General features: G+C 57.8%; 20 protein-coding genes and 2 pseudogenes. 14 read left to right on the top strand and 8 right to left on the bottom strand.

The window, feature by feature from the left end:
• The first annotated feature begins 36 nt into the window (after positions 1 to 36).
• Entirely contained in the window at positions 37 to 159 is a 123-nt protein-coding gene (locus LIX00_RS26030) for a hypothetical protein (RefSeq protein ID WP_255679369.1), read from the top strand.
• A 126-nt stretch (positions 160 to 285) separates the two neighbouring features.
• Entirely contained in the window at positions 286 to 525 is a 240-nt protein-coding gene (locus LIX00_RS21970; RefSeq protein WP_227356658.1) for a hypothetical protein, read from the top strand.
• A 28-nt stretch (positions 526 to 553) separates the two neighbouring features.
• Here LIX00_RS21970 and LIX00_RS21965 read toward each other — a convergent pair whose 3' ends face one another.
• Complete coding sequence (locus LIX00_RS21965; RefSeq protein ID WP_227356657.1) at positions 554 to 2,554, bottom strand: bifunctional metallophosphatase/5'-nucleotidase; 2,001 nt, start codon at positions 2,552 to 2,554, stop codon at positions 554 to 556.
• Positions 2,555 to 2,845: 291 nt separating this feature from the next.
• Here LIX00_RS21965 and LIX00_RS21960 point away from each other — a divergent pair, with 291 nt between their 5' ends.
• The 3 genes from LIX00_RS21960 to LIX00_RS21950 all read left to right on the top strand — a co-directional run bounded on the left by LIX00_RS21960 (position 2,846) and on the right by LIX00_RS21950 (position 4,402).
• Entirely contained in the window at positions 2,846 to 3,058 is a 213-nt protein-coding gene (locus tag LIX00_RS21960; RefSeq protein WP_227356656.1) for a hypothetical protein, read from the top strand.
• 170 nt (positions 3,059 to 3,228) lie between these two features.
• Positions 3,229 to 3,888, top strand: coding sequence for a thiaminase II (gene tenA / locus LIX00_RS21955; RefSeq protein ID WP_227356655.1), 660 nt, complete (start codon positions 3,229 to 3,231; stop codon positions 3,886 to 3,888).
• A gap of 121 nt (positions 3,889 to 4,009) precedes the next feature.
• Positions 4,010 to 4,402 (top strand): hypothetical protein, encoded by a 393-nt coding sequence (locus tag LIX00_RS21950; RefSeq protein WP_227356654.1) that lies wholly within the window; start codon positions 4,010 to 4,012, stop codon positions 4,400 to 4,402.
• Here the strand turns inward: LIX00_RS21950 and LIX00_RS21945 are convergent.
• Positions 4,371 to 5,255: a CehA/McbA family metallohydrolase gene (locus LIX00_RS21945; RefSeq protein WP_227356653.1), complete on the bottom strand. Its 885-nt coding sequence runs from the start codon at positions 5,253 to 5,255 to the stop codon at positions 4,371 to 4,373. The two genes, LIX00_RS21950 and LIX00_RS21945, sit on opposite strands and share 32 nt — an antisense overlap.
• A gap of 442 nt (positions 5,256 to 5,697) precedes the next feature.
• Here LIX00_RS21945 and LIX00_RS21940 point away from each other — a divergent pair, with 442 nt between their 5' ends.
• From LIX00_RS21940 to LIX00_RS21930, 3 genes are all read left to right on the top strand, one after another.
• Positions 5,698 to 6,909, top strand: a complete 1,212-nt coding sequence (locus LIX00_RS21940; protein ID WP_227356652.1) for an AGE family epimerase/isomerase — start codon at positions 5,698 to 5,700, stop codon at positions 6,907 to 6,909.
• Between the two features lie 420 nt (positions 6,910 to 7,329).
• Complete coding sequence (locus tag LIX00_RS21935; RefSeq protein ID WP_227356651.1) at positions 7,330 to 8,106, top strand: hypothetical protein; 777 nt, start codon at positions 7,330 to 7,332, stop codon at positions 8,104 to 8,106.
• A gap of 1,529 nt (positions 8,107 to 9,635) precedes the next feature.
• Positions 9,636 to 9,872, top strand: coding sequence for a hypothetical protein (locus LIX00_RS21930; RefSeq protein ID WP_227356650.1), 237 nt, complete (start codon positions 9,636 to 9,638; stop codon positions 9,870 to 9,872).
• A 67-nt stretch (positions 9,873 to 9,939) separates the two neighbouring features.
• On the opposite strand, the gene LIX00_RS21925 is transcribed toward LIX00_RS21930, so the two are convergent.
• Positions 9,940 to 10,335, bottom strand: a complete 396-nt coding sequence (locus LIX00_RS21925) for a HalOD1 output domain-containing protein (RefSeq protein WP_227356649.1) — start codon at positions 10,333 to 10,335, stop codon at positions 9,940 to 9,942.
• A gap of 795 nt (positions 10,336 to 11,130) precedes the next feature.
• Between LIX00_RS21925 and LIX00_RS21920 the strand changes: the two genes are divergently transcribed.
• Positions 11,131 to 11,379, top strand: a complete 249-nt coding sequence (locus LIX00_RS21920; protein ID WP_227356648.1) for a DUF8156 family protein — start codon at positions 11,131 to 11,133, stop codon at positions 11,377 to 11,379.
• Positions 11,380 to 11,829: 450 nt separating this feature from the next.
• On the opposite strand, the gene LIX00_RS21915 is transcribed toward LIX00_RS21920, so the two are convergent.
• From LIX00_RS21915 to LIX00_RS21905, 3 genes and pseudogenes are all read right to left on the bottom strand, one after another.
• Positions 11,830 to 13,164, bottom strand: coding sequence for a nickel pincer cofactor-dependent isomerase, group 22 (locus tag LIX00_RS21915; RefSeq protein ID WP_227357171.1), 1,335 nt, complete (start codon positions 13,162 to 13,164; stop codon positions 11,830 to 11,832).
• Between the two features lie 63 nt (positions 13,165 to 13,227).
• Positions 13,228 to 13,653: pseudogene (locus LIX00_RS21910) on the bottom strand (2-keto-3-deoxygluconate permease); the annotation flags it as partial.
• Between the two features lie 3 nt (positions 13,654 to 13,656).
• Positions 13,657 to 15,381, bottom strand: coding sequence for an L-lactate permease (locus LIX00_RS21905; protein ID WP_227356647.1), 1,725 nt, complete (start codon positions 15,379 to 15,381; stop codon positions 13,657 to 13,659).
• Positions 15,382 to 15,826: 445 nt separating this feature from the next.
• On the opposite strand from LIX00_RS21905, the gene LIX00_RS26190 reads away from it, so the two are divergent.
• Positions 15,827 to 16,111: a DUF2061 domain-containing protein gene (locus tag LIX00_RS26190; protein WP_368410777.1), complete on the top strand. Its 285-nt coding sequence runs from the start codon at positions 15,827 to 15,829 to the stop codon at positions 16,109 to 16,111.
• 12 nt (positions 16,112 to 16,123) lie between these two features.
• Here the strand turns inward: LIX00_RS26190 and dacZ are convergent, their stop codons facing one another.
• The gene (gene dacZ / locus LIX00_RS21895; protein WP_227356645.1) at positions 16,124 to 16,930 is read right to left on the bottom strand and encodes a diadenylate cyclase DacZ; all 807 of its coding nucleotides are present in this window, start codon (positions 16,928 to 16,930) and stop codon (positions 16,124 to 16,126) included.
• A gap of 140 nt (positions 16,931 to 17,070) precedes the next feature.
• On the opposite strand from dacZ, the gene LIX00_RS21890 reads away from it, so the two are divergent.
• The gene (locus LIX00_RS21890; protein ID WP_227356641.1) at positions 17,071 to 17,451 is read left to right on the top strand and encodes a nuclear transport factor 2 family protein; all 381 of its coding nucleotides are present in this window, start codon (positions 17,071 to 17,073) and stop codon (positions 17,449 to 17,451) included.
• A 128-nt stretch (positions 17,452 to 17,579) separates the two neighbouring features.
• Here LIX00_RS21890 and LIX00_RS21885 read toward each other — a convergent pair whose 3' ends face one another.
• Complete coding sequence (locus tag LIX00_RS21885) at positions 17,580 to 17,960, bottom strand: DUF1428 domain-containing protein (RefSeq protein ID WP_227357155.1); 381 nt, start codon at positions 17,958 to 17,960, stop codon at positions 17,580 to 17,582.
• A gap of 249 nt (positions 17,961 to 18,209) precedes the next feature.
• Between LIX00_RS21885 and LIX00_RS21880 the strand changes: the two genes are divergently transcribed.
• The 3 genes and pseudogenes from LIX00_RS21880 (at position 18,210) to LIX00_RS21870 (ending at position 21,140) form a co-directional block, all read left to right on the top strand.
• Positions 18,210 to 18,704 (top strand): hypothetical protein, encoded by a 495-nt coding sequence (locus LIX00_RS21880; RefSeq protein ID WP_227357154.1) that lies wholly within the window; start codon positions 18,210 to 18,212, stop codon positions 18,702 to 18,704.
• Between the two features lie 217 nt (positions 18,705 to 18,921).
• A pseudogene (locus tag LIX00_RS21875) lies at positions 18,922 to 19,212 on the top strand (hypothetical protein); the annotation flags it as partial.
• 737 nt (positions 19,213 to 19,949) lie between these two features.
• On the top strand, positions 19,950 to 21,140 hold the full coding sequence (locus LIX00_RS21870) for an epoxide hydrolase family protein (RefSeq protein WP_227357153.1): 1,191 nt from the start codon (positions 19,950 to 19,952) through the stop codon (positions 21,138 to 21,140).
• The last annotated feature ends 47 nt before the right edge of the window (positions 21,141 to 21,187 follow it).

Genomic DNA, 21,187 nt, shown 5'->3' with positions numbered 1-21,187 from the left:
TGCCAGCCGAACGACGCGACGGGGGACGACCCCCGTATGATACTGAGCGCGCTCGCCACCCTCCTGGCGCTCGGTTGCATCGCCGCGCTCGGCGGCCTGTTCTGTTTCATCGCCTACACGTGGTTCTACCGACCGCTTCGGCGCGGGCGGTCGGTCTAAACCGGACCGGACGACCGGGTTCGAAGCGGACGAGGCGGAGACGTGCGATTCGGATGCGAACGGAACGGTCAGCGCCGCGCAAGAATAGTTATGTGGTAGCACATCACATTTTCGAAGCGGAACCGAATGATCGAACGCCCCGACTGGATGCGCCCCGTGGACGTGGACATCCTCGTAGCCCTCCAACGCACGCAACCCGAGTACATCCCGATACTGGCGAACCGAATGGGGATGCACCTCCCCTACGTCGAACGACGGTGCGAACTCCTCGCCGACGGCGAACTCATCACGGCCGTCACCGGCGAAGTCGTCTATCGGCTGACCAGCGACGGCGAGGCGCTCTTGGCCGCCGAATCGTCCCGATAGTCGCGCTCGCCCGCCGGTGATGCGGGCCTCAGTGGTGATGCGAGTGTTGTTTTCGCCGGCGACCGCGGTCGTCCGCCTCCGAATCGGCCGAACCGAGCGTCTCCGTCCTCGCGGCCGTTCCGCCGAACGGATTCGGGCCGCGACCGTTCGTCGGTATCGTCCCCTTCATCGCGAAGTAGAAGACCGGTTCGGCCACCGGGAGGTCGACGAGCGTTCCGTCGCTGCGGTAGTCGTACGCCGCGTCGTCGGGTTCGAAGCCGCCGAACACGCGGAGGTTCACGTCCTTCGGCCCGGTGGCGAGCAGTTCGAGGGCCCGACGGTCGAAGGAGGCGGCGACGGAATCCCCTCGGTCTTCGACGGCCTCCGCCTCGATCTCGTGACCGAACTCCGTGAGCGCGACGAACGTCTTCTCGTACACCCCGTTCGCCGTCTCGGGTTTGTCGAGGATCGCGGTGACGCGGTCCTCGTCGAGTTCGATTCCCGTCCCTCCCACGTCCTCGTCCACGCGGAGGATGCGGTTCTCGGTGTCCGGTTGCACGACGCCCGCGTCCGAGAGGTGGTCGATGAAGACGGAACCGAGGAACTCCTTCGACGTTTCGACGAGCGTCGCGTCGTCGAGTCCGTCCCAGTTCTCGAAGACGTAGTCGTTCGTGGCGAGCGTGTACGTCTCGTCCTCCCGCAGGGGTTCGCCGCCGACGTAGAAGTTTCCGACGGCGGACTCCCCGGTTCCGGTGAACTCGTACTGGAGTCCGGAGACCTGCGCGCCCGCCTGAACGCCGTAGGACGACCACGGCAGCGCGGAGACCGAGGTTTCGAGCGTGTCCATCAGCGCCTTCCCGGTGACCTCCGCCTTGACGACCTTGTTCGGGAAGGGGAGGATGTTGAACACGTCCTTCCCGGTTATCGCGCCGGGACCGTACTGCGCGCCGGAGCGGATGCCGCCGGGGTTCTGGAGGCCGATTTCGGCGTCCATCTTCTCGCACATCACGTCGCAGACGAGGTCGCCGAAGTTCGATTCGACCGCGTAGTTGGTCGAGAAACGAGCGTCGAGTTTCCTCGCCGTGCGGAAGACGGTCTGCCCGAGCCTTTCGTCGAGACGCCCGAGCCACTTGTCCATTATCTTCCGCATCCCCGCGTCCTCGGGGATGGAGTCGGCCCTCGACGCGAGGTCGTGGCGTTCCCAGTTCACGACGTCGCCCGTCGCAACGTCGAGTTGGACGACGCCGAGGTGGGCGAACTGGTCGCCGAGTTCGCTGATGACGGTTCCGTTCATGACGCGAACCTCGTCCTGCAGTTTGTCGGAGTGCGAACCGACGATTGCGTCGACGTCGGCGTTCTCGGCGATGTCGTCGTGCGTGGACGAGTTCGTGTGCGAGGCCATCACCACGAGGTCGGCGCCCTTCTCGCGGAGGGCGTTCGCGGCTTCTTCGGCGGCGTCGACCGGATGGATGACCCGATACTCGTCGGGGTAGGCCGTGATGCCGTGGAAGTCCTCGACGCCGGAACCGAAGAAGCCGACCGCGTGCCCGCCGATGTCTTCCACGTGCCAGCGTTTCGTCCCGGGAATGGGGTCCCCGTCGGGAGTGAACAGGTTGGCGACCACCCACGGGAACGTCGAGTTTCGAAACCGTTTCACGGCGTTTTCGACGCCGAAGTCGAAGTCGTGGTTCCCGCAGCCGTCCACGACGGGATCGAGGTAGTTCAGCGCCTCGACCATGTGCTCGCCGTGGAACTCGAATCCGAGCGTGGACGGACTGAAGTCGTCTCCGATGCCGACGAATCCCGCGTTGGGGTTCGCGTCGCGGAGTTCGTTCACGACGTGGGTGTACTGGGCGATGTTCACCCCCGAACTCCCTTCGAACCGCCCGTGGAAGTGGGTGTCGTGGACGACGGAGACGGTGTCGGTCGCCGCCGTGGCGACGCCGCTCGCCCCGCCGAGGGTCGATGCGGCGGCGGTCGCGCCGAGAAATCGTCGTCGGTCGATTTGGGACGTCTCTCTATCGATCGGGATTGGATGCGTTCGAGCCACGTTCGTTTTTAGAATTCTGCTTCCTAAAAGTTACGTAACCGGGGTTAGATACATACCGCTACGTATCCCTCCGGAGACGTCGAGAGGACGCGGCGACGGTCGCGGTAGGGCGACCCGCTCTGTCTCGACCGTGCGCGTTCGTCGCGGGACACGCCGCAGCGAAGGCGGCTCCCGGGCGAATTGAGGAAGGAAACGACGCCGGGCATATGGGCCTCAAATCTTTTTAAACTACGCTCTCTATCGTCACACGTATCGTGAGAAAGACCACCACGGGCCTGAATTAAGCCAACTATGCCGACAGTACGCCAAAACCGACGGAGAACGACGAACGCGCGGCAGAACGACGACCGCTACGCGGTCGTGCTCGCGGCGGAGAAGGAGGAGACGGAGGTCGTGCTTCACGGGTTGTCGGCGCAGCGGGCGGAACGAATCGCGGACCGGAAAAACCGGGAGTTGGGCGTGGAAACAACCGTCCACGTCGTGCCGGAGGAGCAACTGCCGTAACTCGGGCAGGCCGCCACAAACGAGACGGAAGCGCCTTTTTTCGAAGCGAACGGCCGAGCGACGGCGGCATCGGCGTTTTGACGGTGGCGTCCGCGACTCCGATCCCGCCAATACTACTCGGTGATATTAGTTAGTTATATCACGCGGGAGGTGCTCGTTCGATTCGACGGATGAGTTTCAGCGACCGGCTGTTGGAGCGCGGCGAACCGATCTGGGATGCCCAGAAGAACCACCCGTTCGTCCGCGAACTCGCGGCGGGAACGCTCGACGAGGAAGCGTTCCTCCACTGGGTACGACAGGACTATCGCTACCTGCTCGACTACGCTCGCGTCTTCTCGCTCGCGGGCGCGAAGGCGAACGACGAGGAGACGATGACCCACCTGCTGGACGTCGCCCACGCCGTCGTGGACGACGAACTGGACCTGCACCGGGAGTTCGCCGCGGAGTACGGCATCGACCGCGACGAACTCGAACGGACGCGAAAAGCGCCGACGTGCGTCGCCTACACGAACTTCTTGGTACGAACCGCCCACGAGGGGTCGATGGCCGAAATCAGCGCGGCGGTCTACCCCTGCGGGCAGGGCTACCTCGACGTCGCGCGGCACATGGCCGACGCGGCCGACGGAGACCATCGGTACACCCCGTTCATCGAGAAGTACTCGAGCGACGAGTTCGCGGACGCCGTCGCGTGGATGCGCGACTGGGTCGACCGGTGCGGCGAACGGTATCCCGGCGAGCGCGAAGCGATGCGGGAGGCGTTCCTGACCAGCGCGCGCCTCGAACACCGATTCTGGGAGATGGCGTACGCGCAGGAGACGTGGGACGTGTGACCGACCGCTTCGCCGTTCGGTGCGGTTCGCGCGGACCGACCGCGAGAACGGACGAGTACGCCACACCCCCGCGCCCGCGTCGGGGCGTGACGTAAAGTACCGAGGCGACGTCCGCTCGCGTATGGGACGAGAACCGGCTTCACTGGTCTGGACGGCCCGGACGACGCTCCTCGTCTTCGGTTTTCTCGCGCTGACGTGGTACCTCCCGAACGTCGTCGATATATACGATTCCGTGCTCTATCGACTCCTGTTCGTCCTCTCGTACGTCGTCATGCTCCTCGTCTACGACAGCCCGTGGGTTGGAGAACGCGGTCTACGCGCTCGATGCGGTTCTCCCCCAAGAGAAGTACGTATGGGAGGCCGGTCTGCTCGTCACCTACTATCTCGTCGCGGTCGGTGCGACGTGGCTCGGTCGGCGACTGGGAGACGTGTGCCGACCGCGGACGGGACGCGGTCCGAGATGACGACCGCGGGGATCCGCCTCAGAAAAGCGACCACGGAACTCGCCGCGTGAGGTACTTCGCCGTGAGCATCCCTTCGGCCAAGTACCAGAGGCGGCTATCCCGAAGCGAGAGCGTCGCCGCGCCGAACAGCAGCGTTCCCTGCGTCAGTTTCCCGCGATGGAACGCGTACGCCGCCTGCGTGAGTAGCGCGGCGATGTTGAGGTTCGACGACGTGAGCGCGGCGTTCGCCCGCTTGCTCGCGCCCTTCGCGTAGTGGTGGGTGCTGTGGTGGACGGGCGTGCGCTTGCCCCGAATGCGAGTCGTCCCGTCCCTGAACGCCTCGACGATGGTGTCCGCGTCGACCTCGTCGACGGACGAGACGGAGTCGATGGTCAGTTCCGTGTACGCTCGTCCGACCAGCGAGGCGGTGTGAGCGTCGCTCGCCGCGACGCTCGGGTAGCCGTGCGCGTCCGCGTACGCCTTCGCCCGCCGATTCTTGTAGCCCGTGAAGAGCCACGAGTTGTACACCTCGATGGCGTCGCAGTCGGTGATGTTCCGTCTGCGAACGCCGTGGCGACTCCACTGGAAGGGGTGCGGAACGACGGCGACGCCGCCGAGGTCCCGAATCTCCTCGACCGTCGCCGAGAGCGACCGGTCGGGCGTCGGAAGCGTCTCGACGCCGATGGCGAGGAGGTGGCCGTCCGCCGTCGAAACTTCGACGCCGGGGATGCCGATCAGACCGTAGTCGTCCGCGAGCGCCGCCGCCCGCTTCGATTCGGCGATGGCGTCGTGGTCGGTGATGACGATGGCGTCGAGGCCGATGTCGCTCGCCTGTTCGAGGAGCAGTTCGACGGGGTCGTGGCCGTCGAACGAAGCTTCCGAGTGGACGTGGGGGTCGATCGTGACTGTTGCTCCGGGGGACACTCGTCCAATAAAAAGGCGGTTCCGGACATAAACGTTGTCCCCTCATCTTCGGTGTAATCAGTCCGCGAAAACCCGGTTCAGGGACAGAATCCGTCGATATCGATGTCTTAGGCGCCGTCTCGAAGAGGATCGCGTGGAGAGTTATCGGCGGTCGACCCTCCCCATCGGGGGCGACCGATTCGGTGTCCTATGGTTGATATCGACCGTCGCACGTCAGCGCCGAGTCGGGCGTCCCCTGCGACTACGCATAGTACGCGCCATAAATTAACGGTTTTGGCCCGTTGTGCATTCGGACGGTCGACGAACGACGGGCGGTCGCCGATGTCGGCGCTCGTGCGAAACCCGGAGCGACCGCGACCGAAGTTTCGTCCTCGAATCCCGCCCGAAAGACGGGCCGACTGCTCGCCGGTGGAATCTAATAGCCGCGCTCGAAAAAAGGGATATGCCCTCGCCAGACAATCGCGACCGATGGGTGCTCCGGCAGCGACTGCTGAACGTCCTCAACTTCTACTACCCCGACTGCATCGACCGCCGTTTCGGCGGCTACGTCGCGCAACTCGACGAGCGCGACGGGCACGTCTACGACGGTCGCACGAAACATCTGGTCGCCACGGCCAGGGCGATTCACAACTTCAGCGTCGGGGCACTCGTCGACGGTCCGGACTGGTGCCGTGCGGCGGCGGAGCACGGACTGGCCTTCCTCTCGAACCACCATTGGGACGATCGGCGAGGGGGGTACGACTGGCTACTCGACGGCAGGCGGACGGAAGACGACACCCGATACTGCTACGGCCACGCGTTCGCGGTGCTCGCGTGTGCGCGAGCGACCGAGGCCGGAGTCCCCGGGGCGCGGGAGGAACTCCGACGGGCCTTTGAAACCATGGACGACCGATTTTGGGAGGGCCAACACGGCCTCTACGCCGACCGCGCCGACGGACGATGGGAGCGTCTCGCGCCGTACCGCGGGCAGAACGCCAACATGCACGCCTGCGAGGCGTTGCTCGCCGCCCACGAAGCGACCGGCGAGGAGCCGTATCTCGACCGCGCGTACGCCATCGCCCACGCCTTCGTCGACGACCTCGCCTCCGAGACAGACGGTCGCCTCTGGGAACACTACGACGCGGACTGGAACCACGACTTCGAGTACAACGAGGACGAACCGCGGCACAGATTCCGACCGTGGGGCTACCAGCCCGGCCACCACGTCGAGTGGTCGAAGCTCCTCCTGACGCTGGCCGCGTTTCGGGACGACGACTGGTTGACGACGCGCGCCCGGGAACTCTTCGACCTCGCCGTCGAACTGGGTTGGGACGACGAGCACGGCGGGTTCTACTACACGGTCGAGGCGGACGGTACGCCGGTCATCGCCGACAAGTACGGGTGGACGGTCGCGGAGGCCATCGGGGCCGCGGCGCTGCTCGGCGGAATCGACGACGAGTACCTCGACTGGTACGACGAACTCTGGGAGTACGCGGAGGCGCACTTCGTCAACCCGAAGTACGGAAATTGGTTCGAACGACTCTCCCGTGAGAACGGCCGCGACGATCCGAATCGAGGAACCGAAGTCGAACCCGGTTACCACCCCGTCAACAATACGTACGTGGCGATGGAGGCGTTCGGAGGGGAGTCGCCGATATCGAAGCCATCTCAGTGAGGGCCTGCGAATCGAAACGCGGCGAACGGAGGGTCGCTCGGGGATGATACGATTACTGCGCCCAATTTTCAATCGATTACGATATTGTCTTAGACATAATATATTTAGTCTCGAACTCGCAAGTTCAGGTTGCAGGGAGGGTAAAAACTGCGCCGTGGCATACCAAAGCCTCCGAGTTGCACGACCCCTACCCCCCGCGCCCTCCCTGCTCGACGCCGGCGTCTTCTCGACTCCGCCGTACCGGCGCGCCCGAGTCACCGGCCCCGAATCGAGCTTCCGCGACCCCGGTCGCGGAAGCTCGATAGAGTACCGAAGGCGGTTCGGTAGCGAGCGATACGTCCGTTTTCGGAGTTTCACGACACCGACCGCGCTCCGCGACCGAAGCCAAAACGTTCTCTACCCACCGCTTCGAGTATCAGCGTGCTCGCTATCACCGCCCGTCACATGTTCGAAACCACCGTTCGTCTCCTCCGGGAGTCGCCCATCGCGGTCGTTCCGCTGCTGACGCTCGTCTGGTTCGTCGGAAATGGAATCCGGCGGCGCGACGGCGTCGCGTACCGCGCCCTCACACGAGCGCTCGCGGTCGGCGTCGCGCCGCCCGTCGCGCTCTTCGTCCTCGCCGAACTCACCGGTCGGCGAGTGCTGTCCCGACTCGCCGCGTCGCTGCTCGACTTCGAAGCCGACGTCGTCGCGGCACTGCTCGGCGTCGCCGACGGCCTCCTCGCCGGACTCCTGCGAGCGTTCCTCGAAATCGTCGGACGCGCAACGCCGGCGCTTCCCTCGTGGAACCCGTTCGCGGTCCTCTCCGCCGCCGGGTTCCTCGCCGCGGTCTTCGGCATCCACTTCCTCGCGGGGAGCGTCCTCGTTCGGGTCACGCGCGCGTCGGCGAAGCGGTCGTCCGCCGACGCCTGGCTGACCGGGGCCGGCGGCGTCCTGTTCGTCTCGGGGATGGTGTGGATGATCATGCACTTCGACGCGCTCGACCTCGGCAGACTGGAACGGGAGCTCGCGGTGCTAGCGACCTCCCTGGGGATGACCGCCGGAGCGGTCGTGACGGCCCTCTCCGCGGATCGGAATCGCCGCGACGCCGCCGACCGCCCGGAACGTCCAACCCCGTCCCGCACCGACGGCGACCGCAGTTGGAAGGCGCGGTACCGGCGTCTGTGGGACGCGGTTCGCGCGGCCGCTCGACGGTGACCTCGGCGGGAACGGAGCGTGCGCCAGCGCGGTCTCCGTCCGACTTCGTCAACGGGAGCTCTTCCGAGCGCACCGTCGACCGCGTTCGCGGACGACCCGCGTTTTCCACGCGAACGCTCGCGGTACGAAACCCGATTCGCCGACGGTGCCGACCTGCCAGTTTCGACTCCCATTAGGAATTTAGGTGGTAGTAGCCAATTTCAGAAGTCACCGGTAGCACTCATGTTCGCGAAACAATACATCTAAGTAAGGGGAGGGTGCCTTTTTCAATCTCAAGGTGACGAAAGAATCACCTTATGGAATAACACCTTTCGCTCAAACTCACTAAAAATGGAATCGTACGGACTATTTGACGCGACTCACCGAATAATCGCATTCGATGATGACCGGGTTGTCGTTTGCAAATCCAATTTGATAAATGCCCTTGAAGAGGCAGCACCGGAGTTCTCTGTGGGCGTTCACACGTCAGAAATTCGGTCTCTCCCAAACGAAGTTTCCGCCCTTGAAGAAGTGCCGAGAGAATCGAACTCCAAGACTGAAGACGAACTAACGTGGCGAACTGGCGATCTCCCGGGTGACGACACTGTGCTACAGGCAATCCACAACGCATTAGGCAACGGTGGTAGTCTTCCTGTCTCGATCCTCTCGTTTCACGCTCCGAGTTTCGAAGCGGTTGTGACGGCCAGTACGAACCACTTACACGTGGGAAAATCCGAATTCGTGAGGAGTCACCCACCACCAAGTTCGTTGAGCGATTAACCGATTCGCTCGGGGGATTCGGAATTGTAGTTCCCTCACACACTGTCGCAGCATGGGAACAGGATGGGAAGTACGTGGAGTTGACTGGCTCCGAGTTGTGCGTGTTCGACAGGCCGGTAGTAGGGCCTGATGAGGAAGAACGGATGTCCGTCTCACACCACTGTCATGACTTAACGCAGTTAGATTCCGTCAGGGAAACCACGGACAATGAACTTGCACTTTCGTGGCGAAGGAAGGACACCCTCATTGAACAGGCTACACGACGAATCATGGGTTCCCCGCTATCTCACCTCGTAATCCCTCGAAGTGAGTTTGAAGAGGTAAAGTCCCACCTGCTAACGTTCCGGCAGTAACCTCTTCGCTTACTCAAAAAGATTCGAGCGCTCTGTAGGATTGTTAGACGACGTGGCGACTCCGTTATCTCTGTAGAAAGCGAAATGAAAGAACACGGTAGGCGACGCGCGCATCGCCTACCCCATCATCGGCCTCAGTGAGGCAACTCACGGCACGAGACTGTGCGCCAGGATTAGCAAAGGAACCTGTAGCTGCAGTTAGTTTCACTTCCGCTGTGGTTGGCTCGCCCCTTTATCCATCGCGTTCTAAGCACGGAATGCAGTCAACGTCTCCCGGCAAGCGGCGTGGGTATTCGTACTCATCCCTAACCCATCCGCCCACGCCGTATGCCTATCCCATTGTCGCAGCGAAAAGCGTGACACAAAGAGGCGTCTCCCGAGGGTTTACTTACTGCGAACGCAGATTCGGGAGTACCGATGGTTTCTGATGGCGAATCGCCACTCGCACCTCTTGCACAAGAGGCACTCGACGCACTCGCGAAGGAACTCCCGGCTGAGGGCGAGCTCACCTACGATGAAGCACATGCGATCCTCAAGGCGGAAGAAGACCTTGAACGGCCAGCTGCCAAGGATATCGTCGAACGGCTCTACATGAAAGGCCATCTCTATGAGGTTGAGAGGAAGCTTCGGCTCACTGATTATGAAACCGACTAACGAGGACTGCCTTGTCAGTGAGGGCGCACATAAATAGTATATGGTGTCGTTGGAACGTTTTACTTGATCAACTAGCCAGGGACGGCTTCTCACTAGTACTGGGATGTGCTCCGAGCGATTCGTAAATGAGGATGGTATTGTTACTCCGAACGGTGACGAGATAGCCTTCGACTGTGAATCTGACTTCGATGTCGCTTTTTTTCTCTGCGCTTGCTGTAATGATGTCTTCGAGCGCGTCTGGATTCACGTATTCGTACAGCGTGAGCGTCGTTTGGCCAGTCGCTGGCTCAATTACGTCAATGAGTGCGTTGATTATATCGGTAGCAAGTTCCGAACTCGATGATTCGGCGTCAATCGTCTCGGAAGCGATCAATGCATATTGGTGGAATGAGTTCGATCCGGATTGTTCAGTGGTGGAGCCGAACCAGCGGGTCGTTTTGGTTGTCTGTGACTCGCCGTTCATACTTTTTGTTAGCTCTTAAGATAGTTAAGTAACAGCCGATTACGCGAGAATTTACTCGATGGAAAGAAAACGATGCCGAAAATCGAGTTCGATAACTGCTGTTTAGATCATTCGGTTGAATAATATAGTAAAATCAAACTATGTCTGACGAGCTTATTTTATCCTTTGGACCATAGGTATGGATACGCTCTCACAGAGGCCAGCACGACGGCATAGTTTGGCGCCATCACCCAACGATGTTCTCGTGCCTGGTCGTGAGAGTTGCCTCCCCCTAGTCGTCTTTTTCGATACCCGAGTGTGTTTGTTGTGCAGTGCGTCTAAGTCGACACCCAGCATTTCGGAAATCCGAATCGGAAACGAATGGAAGGAGCCGAGTTCAGCTACCACTATCAGGCATCGCAGATCGTGAATTGCGGTAGAATCGTATAGCAATCCAGTAGCTCACTGTGAATCGAACCCTCTGCAACCCCTTTGAAACCGTCCGTAGATGCGATGAGGGAATTCGCCACAACCTCATCAACCAATTCGTTCGGTATCACCTCGCCTTCATCGATATTTGGCGAATGGAAGACAGAATTAACCTGGCCAAATTTACAGAAATCCCTCGAGGTTCTAGTGGGCTTCTCTCGATGCAATGAACCGATCGAAATTAGTGAAAAAGCAGATCACGTTCTTTCTCCAGTGTGGCGATCAACACGACACCCACACCGATTACTATCGATATTTCGGGTATTGGAATATTCGGAAGCGACCCTGGCCTGCCTAAGGCCATCTCGGTGGTCGTGTCTACCTGCAATGAGCTACACCAGCCAGATTACAACGGAATGGGACGAGTATCGCCGGGCGCTTCGACCGACCGACCAAGCGGTCTTTGATCGACTCTTCGAGTATGCCCAGCTGCATACCGATCCCAGTACGGTACACAAGCCCTTGTTCGTCGAGACGCCGATCCTCATCTCGATATTACTCGAACAGCAGATCCAAATCGACGATTTGGAAGACCGACTCGATCATATCGAGGACGATTTGAACGACCGGGGATGAGGCCATGGTGTACAAAATCGACACGTCGATGGCGACGTCCTCACCTGGTCGCTAACTGAGACGGGTGTGAGTTGCGAGATCGTCGACTCGTACGCACCGACGATCTACGTGTCGGTGCACGGTGACGGCGATTTTTCGACGGCACGTGTCAGGTGGTTCCGGTAGCTGTCAGAAGGAATTGTGGTAGAATTAGCGGGAAGTAGTGACACCCTCGTCTGGGCTGCGGGGCGACAGATGATCGAATTCCTCCGTCAGATTCCTTGTAACTCACACCGGGAACGTGTTTGGCCATCTCTTCCATGACACGGTAACCATCGTTCTTGTACACACAGCCGTAGTGCGTTGCGACTTCGCGATAGCTTAACCGTGCGATCACCCCGTCGTTCGTCTTGGCAACGTGCTTCGCGTGTTTGAGGACGTCGAGGTACTTGTCCTCGACCCGCTTACTCTCTATGTAGTCTGGGGCGACGCTGCTGTGAACTGCCCGTCGTCGAACTCGATCGGTTCAGGGTCGGCAATAACGCGAAGGTCGTCGCGCTCTTTCGCTTCCTCGACGAGTGCCTGGGATGCATAAAACCGGCCGAGATGCATCGTGTCTGCAGCCCTGATGACACGGACCTCCTCCTGGTCGATCACACCAATCGTCGACAGTGCCGCCACCAAGCCCGCACGATCCGTCTCAACCACCGGTGGGAGGCGAACACCCCGAATCGTACTGGCTGTGATCGCATTGATGAGCGTGTCCGAAGCGTTCAGTTCAGTCGCGACATCCTGATGCACGAAGTCCGCCGATCCCATCCCCATCGCATTGCCGTGGGAGGTCTCGGTGAGCCCGCGAACAAAGATCCGTTTGATCTCGGGGCGATCTGGTTTGGGCTCGTTGATCGCGAATGGGCGCCGGCCGATGACGTTCGTGTCTAATCCCTGACCACTGATGTCTTTTCCCTGTTTATCGAAGATGAGGACATCGACGCTGTCGAAGGGGATCTTGGGCATGATTTCGTACGCGGTTTCGAGGAGTTCAGCCTCACGGTCGAGGAATCCCTCGGGCTGAATTCCCTCAATATGAGCCGTGTCGTCGTGCTGATCTTCGACGATCGCGACACCGCCGACGATTGGCAGGGCATTGAGCAACTGCGAAGTAATCTCAGGGATCATATTCCGAAAACTCCACTCGATCGCCCACTCGTGAGCGATCTTCGCGCCGCGTTGTTTGCCCATGCCGATCACCATCATCTTCGACAGACCACTCTCGACGGTTCCGTCAAAGTCAGTGTGTGGTTTAATCCGATTTACCGGGAGGATCGCGTCCGCCGCCACTGCATTGGCATCGGCAACAACCGGCACGCTCCTATCAGGCGTTTCACCTACCTCGACGACCTCCATGCTCGAACGTATTTCACAGCCGACCCGTTCTTCGGTGACACCCAGGGATTCGAGCATCTCCTGCTGTCCCTCTGCCGTCGCACCGCCATGGCTTCCCATCGCGGGGAAGATAAACGGATCGTAGCCAAGCTCATCAAGTCTCTCGATAACACCGCGCACCAAGAGCGGGAGGTTTGCGATTCCTCGGCTCCCAACGCCAACGGCGACTTCACCGCCTTCTGGAACATCGTCGAAGGTGAGTTCGTCGACTGCCGCACCAGCGTACTCTGGAATCCGATCGACGGCTATCGGATTCGTCTCCCATACCTGTTCAATAACACCAAGCTCTGGAACGTCCGTGTCACCGCATGCTTCGAGAATGATATCCTCGGACACTGCAAGATCGGGGCTTAAATCCATACCATGAGAGAGGATGTCGGAGGAGTATAAAAATGCGGAAGACAGACGGATTTGTGATGGCCAAGAGAGCTGCGTCGTACCGAGAGCGACCATCGTCAAGAATGGTCCATCATTGATCGAGATGATGGAAATAGCGCCGACGTCCGTTACCCAATTCCCCGACGAGCGCGGCGTACAGACCGCCGTTCGTATTGGTCATCGCCGCAATGATCGCTAACGACGAGAGACCGAAGCGGCGATTTCCGAGGAAGTTCGCCACGACCAACCCAATTCCCATACCAACCAGAAATTTCGTCGCTGTGATGGCATCACCCTACTTGAGCGACTGAGGAGCCTCGTCAACAGTGATTCCCGCACCCATACACACCAAGAACGCAGCGATCTATGGCAAGGCGCCGTCCTTGCGAAGGGCCGTTGTAAAGCCGCCGATCTTGAGAGCCCGCGGGAAAATGTGTTCGTAAATGCCCCGAGAATGAGCGGAATGACCAGCTATCAGAAGACGCCAGGGAACAACACGTAGCTGAACAGTACGGTGAGAATCCCTGTAAAGGCCGCATAGTACATGAGAGGGATGAGTTCAAGCCGGATGACACGGCCTTCCTCACCAACGAGACCAACGACCGCGAGGGCTGCGACAACATTATGAACAGCAATAAGGTTACCAATTGCGCCACCGACGGCCTGCGCACCCAAGAGGATCGTATGTGGTGCACCGACCTCGGTGGCCACACCGTATTGGAAGGTGCCAAAGAGGATGTCGCTTACCGTGTTCGAGCCTGCAAGAAATGCTCCGAGTGCACCGACTAACGGCGCGAGGAATGGGTACGCTTTCCCAGTAAGGTTTGCCATGCTATCGGAGAGGACAATGAGCATTCCATTACCGCCAATCGCGTCGCCGGATTGGAGCATGATTTGAACCGTTGCAACGGCAAAGAGCAGTGCCACGACGGCAGGGGCGATCTTCTCTGTGGTCTCGATCCAAGCGTTCTTTACATCTTGACCATCCATGCCGTGCAACGGGATGGTTAACAGGTGGACGAACACGAACACCGCGCCTGGAAGGTAGAGAACCTGAATACTCTCGCCGAGACCAGTACCGAGGACGTTAGTCCATTCGAGGACGAGCGTGCGCGTGAGGAAGTCCGCCAGCGGGTCCCAAACACGCGTTAAAACCAACAAACTCGCGAGGACGACGTAGGGCATCCACGCCAGCTTCAGTGACATTGAGCGGCCGGTATTCGTCGTTCCACCGTCGGTGGCGACCGCCGGTTTTTCATCAGCCGATTCGCCAGGGGCGATATCACCGATCCAGTGCTCTGGCCACGTCGATTGCGGGCCGAAATCCCATTCTTCGTCGGGAAGGAAAAATCCAGCCCGAAGCGTGACGACGGTCACAAATAAGCTGACCATCGCCCCGATGAGACCAGGAAACTCAGGCCCAAGGAACGTCGCTGTCAGCCAATACGGCGCTGCAAAGGCAAACCATGCAAACAGGGTGAGTGGCAGTATCTCGAGAGCCGGTTGAATCGAGCGTTCCTCACCGAAAAAGCGCGTCATCATTGCAACGCCAATAAAGGGAAGAAGTATACCCACGATAACGTGAAACGTCGCGGCCCACATTCCGATTTCGCCGACCCATACCGCGACGCTCGCATAGCCCGCTTGGCCAGTGACCGCTGACTGAATATGACTCACGTTTTCGAAAATATCAATCATACCGATGATAAGCGGCGTGCCAACCGCACCGAAGGTGATAGCCATTATATTACCCGTGAGCGCGATGACCACGGCGGCCAATGGTGGAAAGCCCAGCCCTACGAGCAGCGGTCCGATGATGGCGGCGGGCGTGCCGAACCCAGCAGCCCCCTCAATGAACGACCCCATAAGAAACACTAGCAGCACGACCTGAACACGGCGATCCTCGCTAATAGAGGCGAATCCTTGGCTGATAACATCGAATGCACCTGTCTCTTTCAAAGTGTAGAGAAGCAAGATAGCCCCGAAGACGATCCAAAGGATATTTGCTGCAGTGATGAACCCGACAATGCTCGCAGCGACAATCCACTGGGTATTCATTCCCCAGTAAACGCCGGCGCCGATTGCGACGATCCACGCGACCGGCATCGTACGTGTCGCCGGCCAATAGAAACCTACCATCAAAACGGCGATGGTCACGAGCGGAGCAACTGCCACCAGTAATTCGGCGATGCTAACCATCGAGGTTCCTCCCCACACCGACAGTAATTGGCATATCTCCTGGACTGTTCATTGTACTCCGTGCGTCGAATACGGACAGAAGCGAGACCATGTTTGATAACCACACGCAAATGGTATATAAATACAACTAAGAAAATTTGATAAAAATCCTCTTACACTCATGAAGCCAAATCTAAATTTCTGGTCGACCTCAGCGATTAGTTCCGTTGGACAATTATCATACTACATGTGATTCATTGGAGATAAAACTCGGTTTACAATCGTTTGGCAAGTAGTCCGAATTTCATCTGATAGGTTTTCAACAATAATTCGGAATACTTCCCTTTCGTGTCTAATATCTAAAATGTATATCAAATATGTAAAATTTCGAATCGACCGCAAATGGTGTTTCTGTTTGCGGATTACGTTCGGACTCTACAAAAACCACCGGATTATTCCCATCTAAATGTCTTTGATGAGTTGCGAATACGTATTTATACGAGTGAGTTTAGTTACCCAGAATAGGTCAATAATTTGCCCTACACCCCATCAAAACCGGTGGCGAGTCATCATGAAGACTATCATTTACCGAGTACTTATGCTTGCTCTCACGATTGGCATCACATGGTTGCTTGTCGGTGACGTTAATGAAGCCCTCAACATTGGCGTCGCTATTAGTGCAGTCAAGACAGTGATCTATTATCTTTATGAACGGACGTGGGACCACATTACCCTCGGCATGCCGTCATAGTACTACACACGATCAGTACATTTCGGGGTTAATATTGAAGATCATATTTCCATTCTTGAACCCCCGAACGCGACTATCGCTTTCACTGAGAACAATTGTGATAGCATCGGTCTCGTTTGTGATCGCTGCCGCCGCGTGATGCCGCGTTCCAAGTCCTTTTGGAATATCGAAATTCTCGATTGTTGGTTCGAGATACCGATAGGCACTCACGATTTTACCCGAATCCGAGATGACATATGCACCATCAAGTCTAGAAAACTCCTTTAGCATAACCCTCATTATTGGGTCGCCAGCGCGAACATGGGATTGATCAAATGGGTTATATGATAGTGAGCGGGATGAATTCATTACAGTGCCTGCATCGCCAATAGAAAACAGAGCACCAACTGGTTCACCTTTCTGCCCTTGCTTTCCCAGTCTGATGGCTAATTTGAGCACCTCTCTGATGACGGATGGTTTAGCACGTGAATGAGCAAAGAAATCATAGAGTTCACTCTTGTTATTCCTATCAACTGAAACACGAGTAATCGAATCAGCATCACTATGGAAAAGATTGGTTACACAAATCACAGTTGTTCCCTCTTCAATATATCGCTGGTCGAGTGCTCCTGTGATTCCAAATTGAAAGAGTTCGGCTGCGTCTCGGAAGTCGATAGGCAATTCGATAAACTGTCCGTCATCGAATTCGTTTTCCTCAGCGATGACTACAGTATTGACTATATTATTATATCCGTTATAACTAGTAGTACTAGGGCTAAATAAAAGAGTAGCTTCAATATCCGCGATGATTTCCCCAAACAAACTAGTTATCTGGTTCATTTTGTGCAACTACTGATTCTACCCACAATACAGGCTCCCTACATTAGAGTGCATTGCTTGAGGGAGAGGGTTTTCCAAGGACTATAAATTTAAAACGACTACAGCTATAAGAGCGCCCGAATCGAACAGGCATAGACATCATGCCCGAACTCACGATCGAAGAGAATTGTGACAACTCGCCCAGAAAGCAGGTCCTCTCGGACTTTTACGTTGCGTTCGCAGAGCGCGACGAGGAGGCAATCCGTTCGATGCTCACCGACGACGCTCAGTTGGTGATCGTCGGTGAGCAAACATTCGATGGGAAACAGAGCATCGTGGACTCGATGGATCTCTTCCTCGATGGAATTTCCGAGGTGACAGTCGAAAACATCATCCCCCACGGTGATAAGGCAGCTGTGACCGGTGTCATAACCCCCGACAGTGGAGGCACTCACGCATTTTGTGAAGTGTTCAAATTCGAGGGAGATGTGAAAGACACTAACATCAAGTCTATTGACTCATACGTAATCGAGATGGTCTAAGAGATTGTGTATGCGCAGTTCGTGGTGCGCATCTCGTCACACCAGTTGGTGTGATATCTCGGCAACGGCAGCCGTTCGGTAGTAGTATCGAGGCGTGGACCGATCTACTCCTTGCGGAGTCTCCGTTATCACTCCTCGTAGCTGACGATGGAGCGGAAACCGCCGTAGACCATCTGTTCTTCGTCGAAGGGCATCTCCTCATCGAAAGTTTCTGGGTTCATCGCGGGATCGTCCATCACCTTTGCGTTCACTTCGTCGCGATGCTCCCGTGACTCGAACACGATGAATGGGAACACGACCGATTCATCCTCCCCGGTTTCGGTAAGCTGTGGGAACGTCCGCATCGACATGCCTTCCATATCTGGCTCCATGTCGTCTCCAACTCCTTCGAAGTATTCGAGGGGACCATGGTTGATCCACAGCTGTCCGGCCTCAGCAGCCATTTCGCGGTACGTATCGAGGTTATCAGTCGGGACCGGGAAGACGAATCCATCGACGTATCGTTCCATAACCTACGTACAAAGGACACGGATGAGCTTGAACTTTTTCTCGACTTACCGAGGTCACTCCGTTGTAGATATCGCCTTGCTGGTTTCACGCCCTCTATTCAGCAGGAGGTTACGCTTTTACCACCTAATCTCATAAGTAGTATTACACCCACTCCAAAACTCTCCGACTCCTTAGATGAAATATGAGTAAAACGAGGCGAAACATGTTCGGACGAGTCTTGATGATGGCCCGCCTCCTAGTAGGAGATTATGTCTGATGAAGAAGCGAACAGCCAATCTGCGGAATCGAATCCGGTTCTTCGCCGATTAAATCGGCTCGTCGGTGAGTGGGAGACGGAAGTGAGAATAGACGGGCAAACGTTTCGAGGGGGACGGGAAACGTTCAATTGGATAGAAGATGGTGCCTTCCTCGTTCACCATTCAGAGACCGTTGATCTGTCGGACGCACCCACGGAATGGATTGAGAACGCACCGCGGTCCGCTGTGTCAGTCATCGGTCTAGACGATTCGAACGAGGAGTTCACAATGCTCTATTCCGACTCGCGTGACGTCTTTCGCGTATACCACATGAGTCTGAGCGATGGTGTCTGGAAGATTTGGCGGGACACACCTGGGTTTGCACAACGTTTCACAGGCACCTTCAGCGAGGATGGCGATACGATCGAAGGCACTTCGGAACGCTCAGACGATGGGGCTGAATGGGATGTGGATTTCGACGTGACCTACAGGAGGGTTGGGGAATAAATAAGACAGAAGTGGAGGCTGCCGAAGTCATACAGTCAATCGCTGCTTCTTAGACCATAAGCGGCAGTAGACTATCCACGGTGCCCCCAGATCGATCTTTGCGCCATTATTCGGGACCAAGATTTCAGGTGATGTTCTGTATCATTCCGCAAATCTCATTCGGTCGTCGGCGCTTAATTTGCCCACCTATTTTATCCGCTAGACTTGAGACCTCCGTATGGACGAGAAGAAACGGGCCACGTTCGGATCAGATGGGGAATTGCGAACCGACGACGAAGCGACATACAAGACTGACGACGGGGAGGGAGCGACAACAAACGATTTCGGCGATGAGTGTGGCGAGAACGAGACCAAGTCCGGAGTGAACCGATATACTGTTTCCAGCTTGCTTCAAAAGGCGGTCAGACGTTCTGACGAGGAGACCGCAGCGTGGGCTGCCTGGGAACTTGTGCGGTCCGGCTACGCATGGAATTTCTGGGATCGAATTAACTTGTACGTAGTCGAGGACCCCCAAATATGGCCGCTAAGCTCTGATGCGTCTCTTTCGACCGAACTCAGTGACGTGGATCGTTGCCCGTGAAGTGGTTTCTATTTTTCACCAGGTGGTTCTGGAATACTTATATATCGAGAGAAGTCCGTTCCCCCGCAGTTGAAACACTCTCGCGGACCGGTCGTCGTAGACGTTGCCATAACATTTCCACAGTGTCGGCACACATGAAGGTGGTTTCTATCTCCCATACTCTCCCCCAATATCGAGGCACGGCTCTCAACCGCATAAATTGCTGTTCCTAGGGATGGACTGAAGAGAAATGGCAAATGCACGCTCTGTATTCAGCACGGGAATTCTGACAGCAGCTCGGTAACTCAGTGAACCACTGCAAGATACAGGGTGCGTATCTTGCACCGAAAGACATCACGAATTCGCCGGTATTCATAAACGGGTAGATATGGCGAGGTCTCTTTCCGATTTACAGGAGACGACATTCTGGGGGCTGTATCCAACAACGAAGCATTACCTCGTAGTAGACGTTGATGCGACCGGGGCGAGCAGCGGTTATGGCGGACTCGGCTGTCGATCCAAGCTCTCGACGGGGAATACAGTCACCTCGTGAGTAACCAGGCTCGTTTCGCGGTAGGAAACCGTTTCTCGGGGTGAAGACAGGCTTTCATCGCTGTCCAAAGTTCATAACTAAGCAAATCCGCCGCATTCCCTCCAGCAATCCCGACGTGATGTGGGATGATATCATGCCCCAAGGGAGCCAAACCGACGTCGAATTCTTCAACATCGACGTTCCTGAAGAGGAACTCGAAGACCTCCACCGACGCCTTGCGGCAACACGCTGGCCGTCCGAGGAGCTCGTCGAGGATCGGTCGCAGGGCGTGCAGCTCGCAACGATGCAGGAGCTCGCGCACTACTGGACGACCGAGTACGACTGGCGCACATGCGAGGCACGATTGAACGCACTGCCTCAGTTCACGACCGAGATTGACGGGGTGGACATCCACTTCATCCACGTGAAGTCGCGACACGAGAACGCATTGCCGTTGATCATGACACACGGCTGGCCCGGCTCGGTCATCGAGATGCTCGAGACCGTCGGCCCGCTGACCGACCCGACCGCCCACGGCGGACGCGCCGAAGACGCATTCCACCTGGTTCTGCCGTCCCTGCCCGGCTACGGCTTCTCGGGCGAGCCGACCGAGCTCGGCTGGGATTCCGGCCGCATTGCCCGCGCCTGGGCGGAGCTCGTGGGCCGGCTCGGCTACACCCGCTACGTCGCCCAGGGCGGTGACGTGGGCGCACTCGTCACCGATGTAATGGGCCGCCAGGCACCCGACGGGTTGGTCGGCATCCACCTCAGTTTGCTCGCGGGGGCACCGTTCATCGTCGATCAGCTGCCGGCGGAATCCGAGCAGGAACGCGCAGCACACAACGCGCTCGAGACATTTACGAAGGACGGTTTCGGCTACTTCTTGGAGCAGTCCACCCGGCCGCAGACGATCGGCTACTCCCTGCTGGATTCACCCGCTGGGCTGGCGGCCTGGATGCTCGACCACGACACGGACAGCTATTACAAGATCTCCCGCGCGTTCGTCGACGACGAGCCCGTGGGCAATCTCACGCAGGACCACATCCTCGACAACATCATGCTGTACTGGCTGACGGGCACCGGCGCCTCGGCCTCCCGGTGGTACTGGGAGACAGGACGAGCCGCAGCGCGTGAGACCGGCCAAGCTCCTCCCGCGGTCTCAGTTCCCGTCGGCTTCACAACGTTTCCCGACGAGATCTTCCCGGCCCCGCGCAGCTGGGTGGAGACGGTTTACCCAGACGTCGGCTACTTCAACGAGGTTGACGAGGGCGGACACTTCGCCGCATGGGAGCAGCCGGAGCTGTTCACAGCCGAGATCCGCACTGCGTTCAGACCGCTGCGTTAGGTGCAGGCACATCTAATCGTTATCTCAAGCAAAACAAACCCCCCAAA

The organism is Haladaptatus salinisoli (genome assembly GCF_020614375.1).
GTDB lineage: Archaea > Halobacteriota > Halobacteria > Halobacteriales > Haladaptataceae > Haladaptatus > Haladaptatus salinisoli.
The sequence above is the reverse complement of the archived record's forward strand: the minus strand, read 5'-3'. Positions and strand labels throughout refer to the sequence as shown.

Bases quoted from the DNA above. Each gene is read 5' to 3' on its own strand.
- LIX00_RS26030 (WP_255679369.1), top strand. From the start codon at position 37: ATGATACTGAGCGCGCTCGCCACCCTCCTGGCGCTCGGTTGCATCGCC.
- LIX00_RS21970 (WP_227356658.1), top strand. From the start codon at position 286: ATGATCGAACGCCCCGACTGGATGCGCCCCGTGGACGTGGACATCCTC.
- LIX00_RS21960 (WP_227356656.1), top strand. From the start codon at position 2,846: ATGCCGACAGTACGCCAAAACCGACGGAGAACGACGAACGCGCGGCAG.
- tenA (WP_227356655.1), top strand. From the start codon at position 3,229: ATGAGTTTCAGCGACCGGCTGTTGGAGCGCGGCGAACCGATCTGGGAT.
- LIX00_RS21950 (WP_227356654.1), top strand. From the start codon at position 4,010: ATGGGACGAGAACCGGCTTCACTGGTCTGGACGGCCCGGACGACGCTC.
- LIX00_RS21940 (WP_227356652.1), top strand. From the start codon at position 5,698: ATGCCCTCGCCAGACAATCGCGACCGATGGGTGCTCCGGCAGCGACTG.
- LIX00_RS21930 (WP_227356650.1), top strand. From the start codon at position 9,636: ATGGTTTCTGATGGCGAATCGCCACTCGCACCTCTTGCACAAGAGGCA.
- LIX00_RS21925 (WP_227356649.1), bottom strand. From the start codon at position 10,335: ATGAACGGCGAGTCACAGACAACCAAAACGACCCGCTGGTTCGGCTCC.
- LIX00_RS21920 (WP_227356648.1), top strand. From the start codon at position 11,131: ATGAGCTACACCAGCCAGATTACAACGGAATGGGACGAGTATCGCCGG.
- LIX00_RS21915 (WP_227357171.1), bottom strand. From the start codon at position 13,164: ATGGATTTAAGCCCCGATCTTGCAGTGTCCGAGGATATCATTCTCGAA.
- LIX00_RS21905 (WP_227356647.1), bottom strand. From the start codon at position 15,381: ATGGTTAGCATCGCCGAATTACTGGTGGCAGTTGCTCCGCTCGTGACC.
- LIX00_RS26190 (WP_368410777.1), top strand. From the start codon at position 15,827: ATGTCTTTGATGAGTTGCGAATACGTATTTATACGAGTGAGTTTAGTT.
- dacZ (WP_227356645.1), bottom strand. From the start codon at position 16,930: ATGAACCAGATAACTAGTTTGTTTGGGGAAATCATCGCGGATATTGAA.
- LIX00_RS21890 (WP_227356641.1), top strand. From the start codon at position 17,071: ATGCCCGAACTCACGATCGAAGAGAATTGTGACAACTCGCCCAGAAAG.
- LIX00_RS21885 (WP_227357155.1), bottom strand. From the start codon at position 17,960: ATGGAACGATACGTCGATGGATTCGTCTTCCCGGTCCCGACTGATAAC.
- LIX00_RS21880 (WP_227357154.1), top strand. From the start codon at position 18,210: ATGTCTGATGAAGAAGCGAACAGCCAATCTGCGGAATCGAATCCGGTT.
- LIX00_RS21870 (WP_227357153.1), top strand. From the start codon at position 19,950: ATGCCCCAAGGGAGCCAAACCGACGTCGAATTCTTCAACATCGACGTT.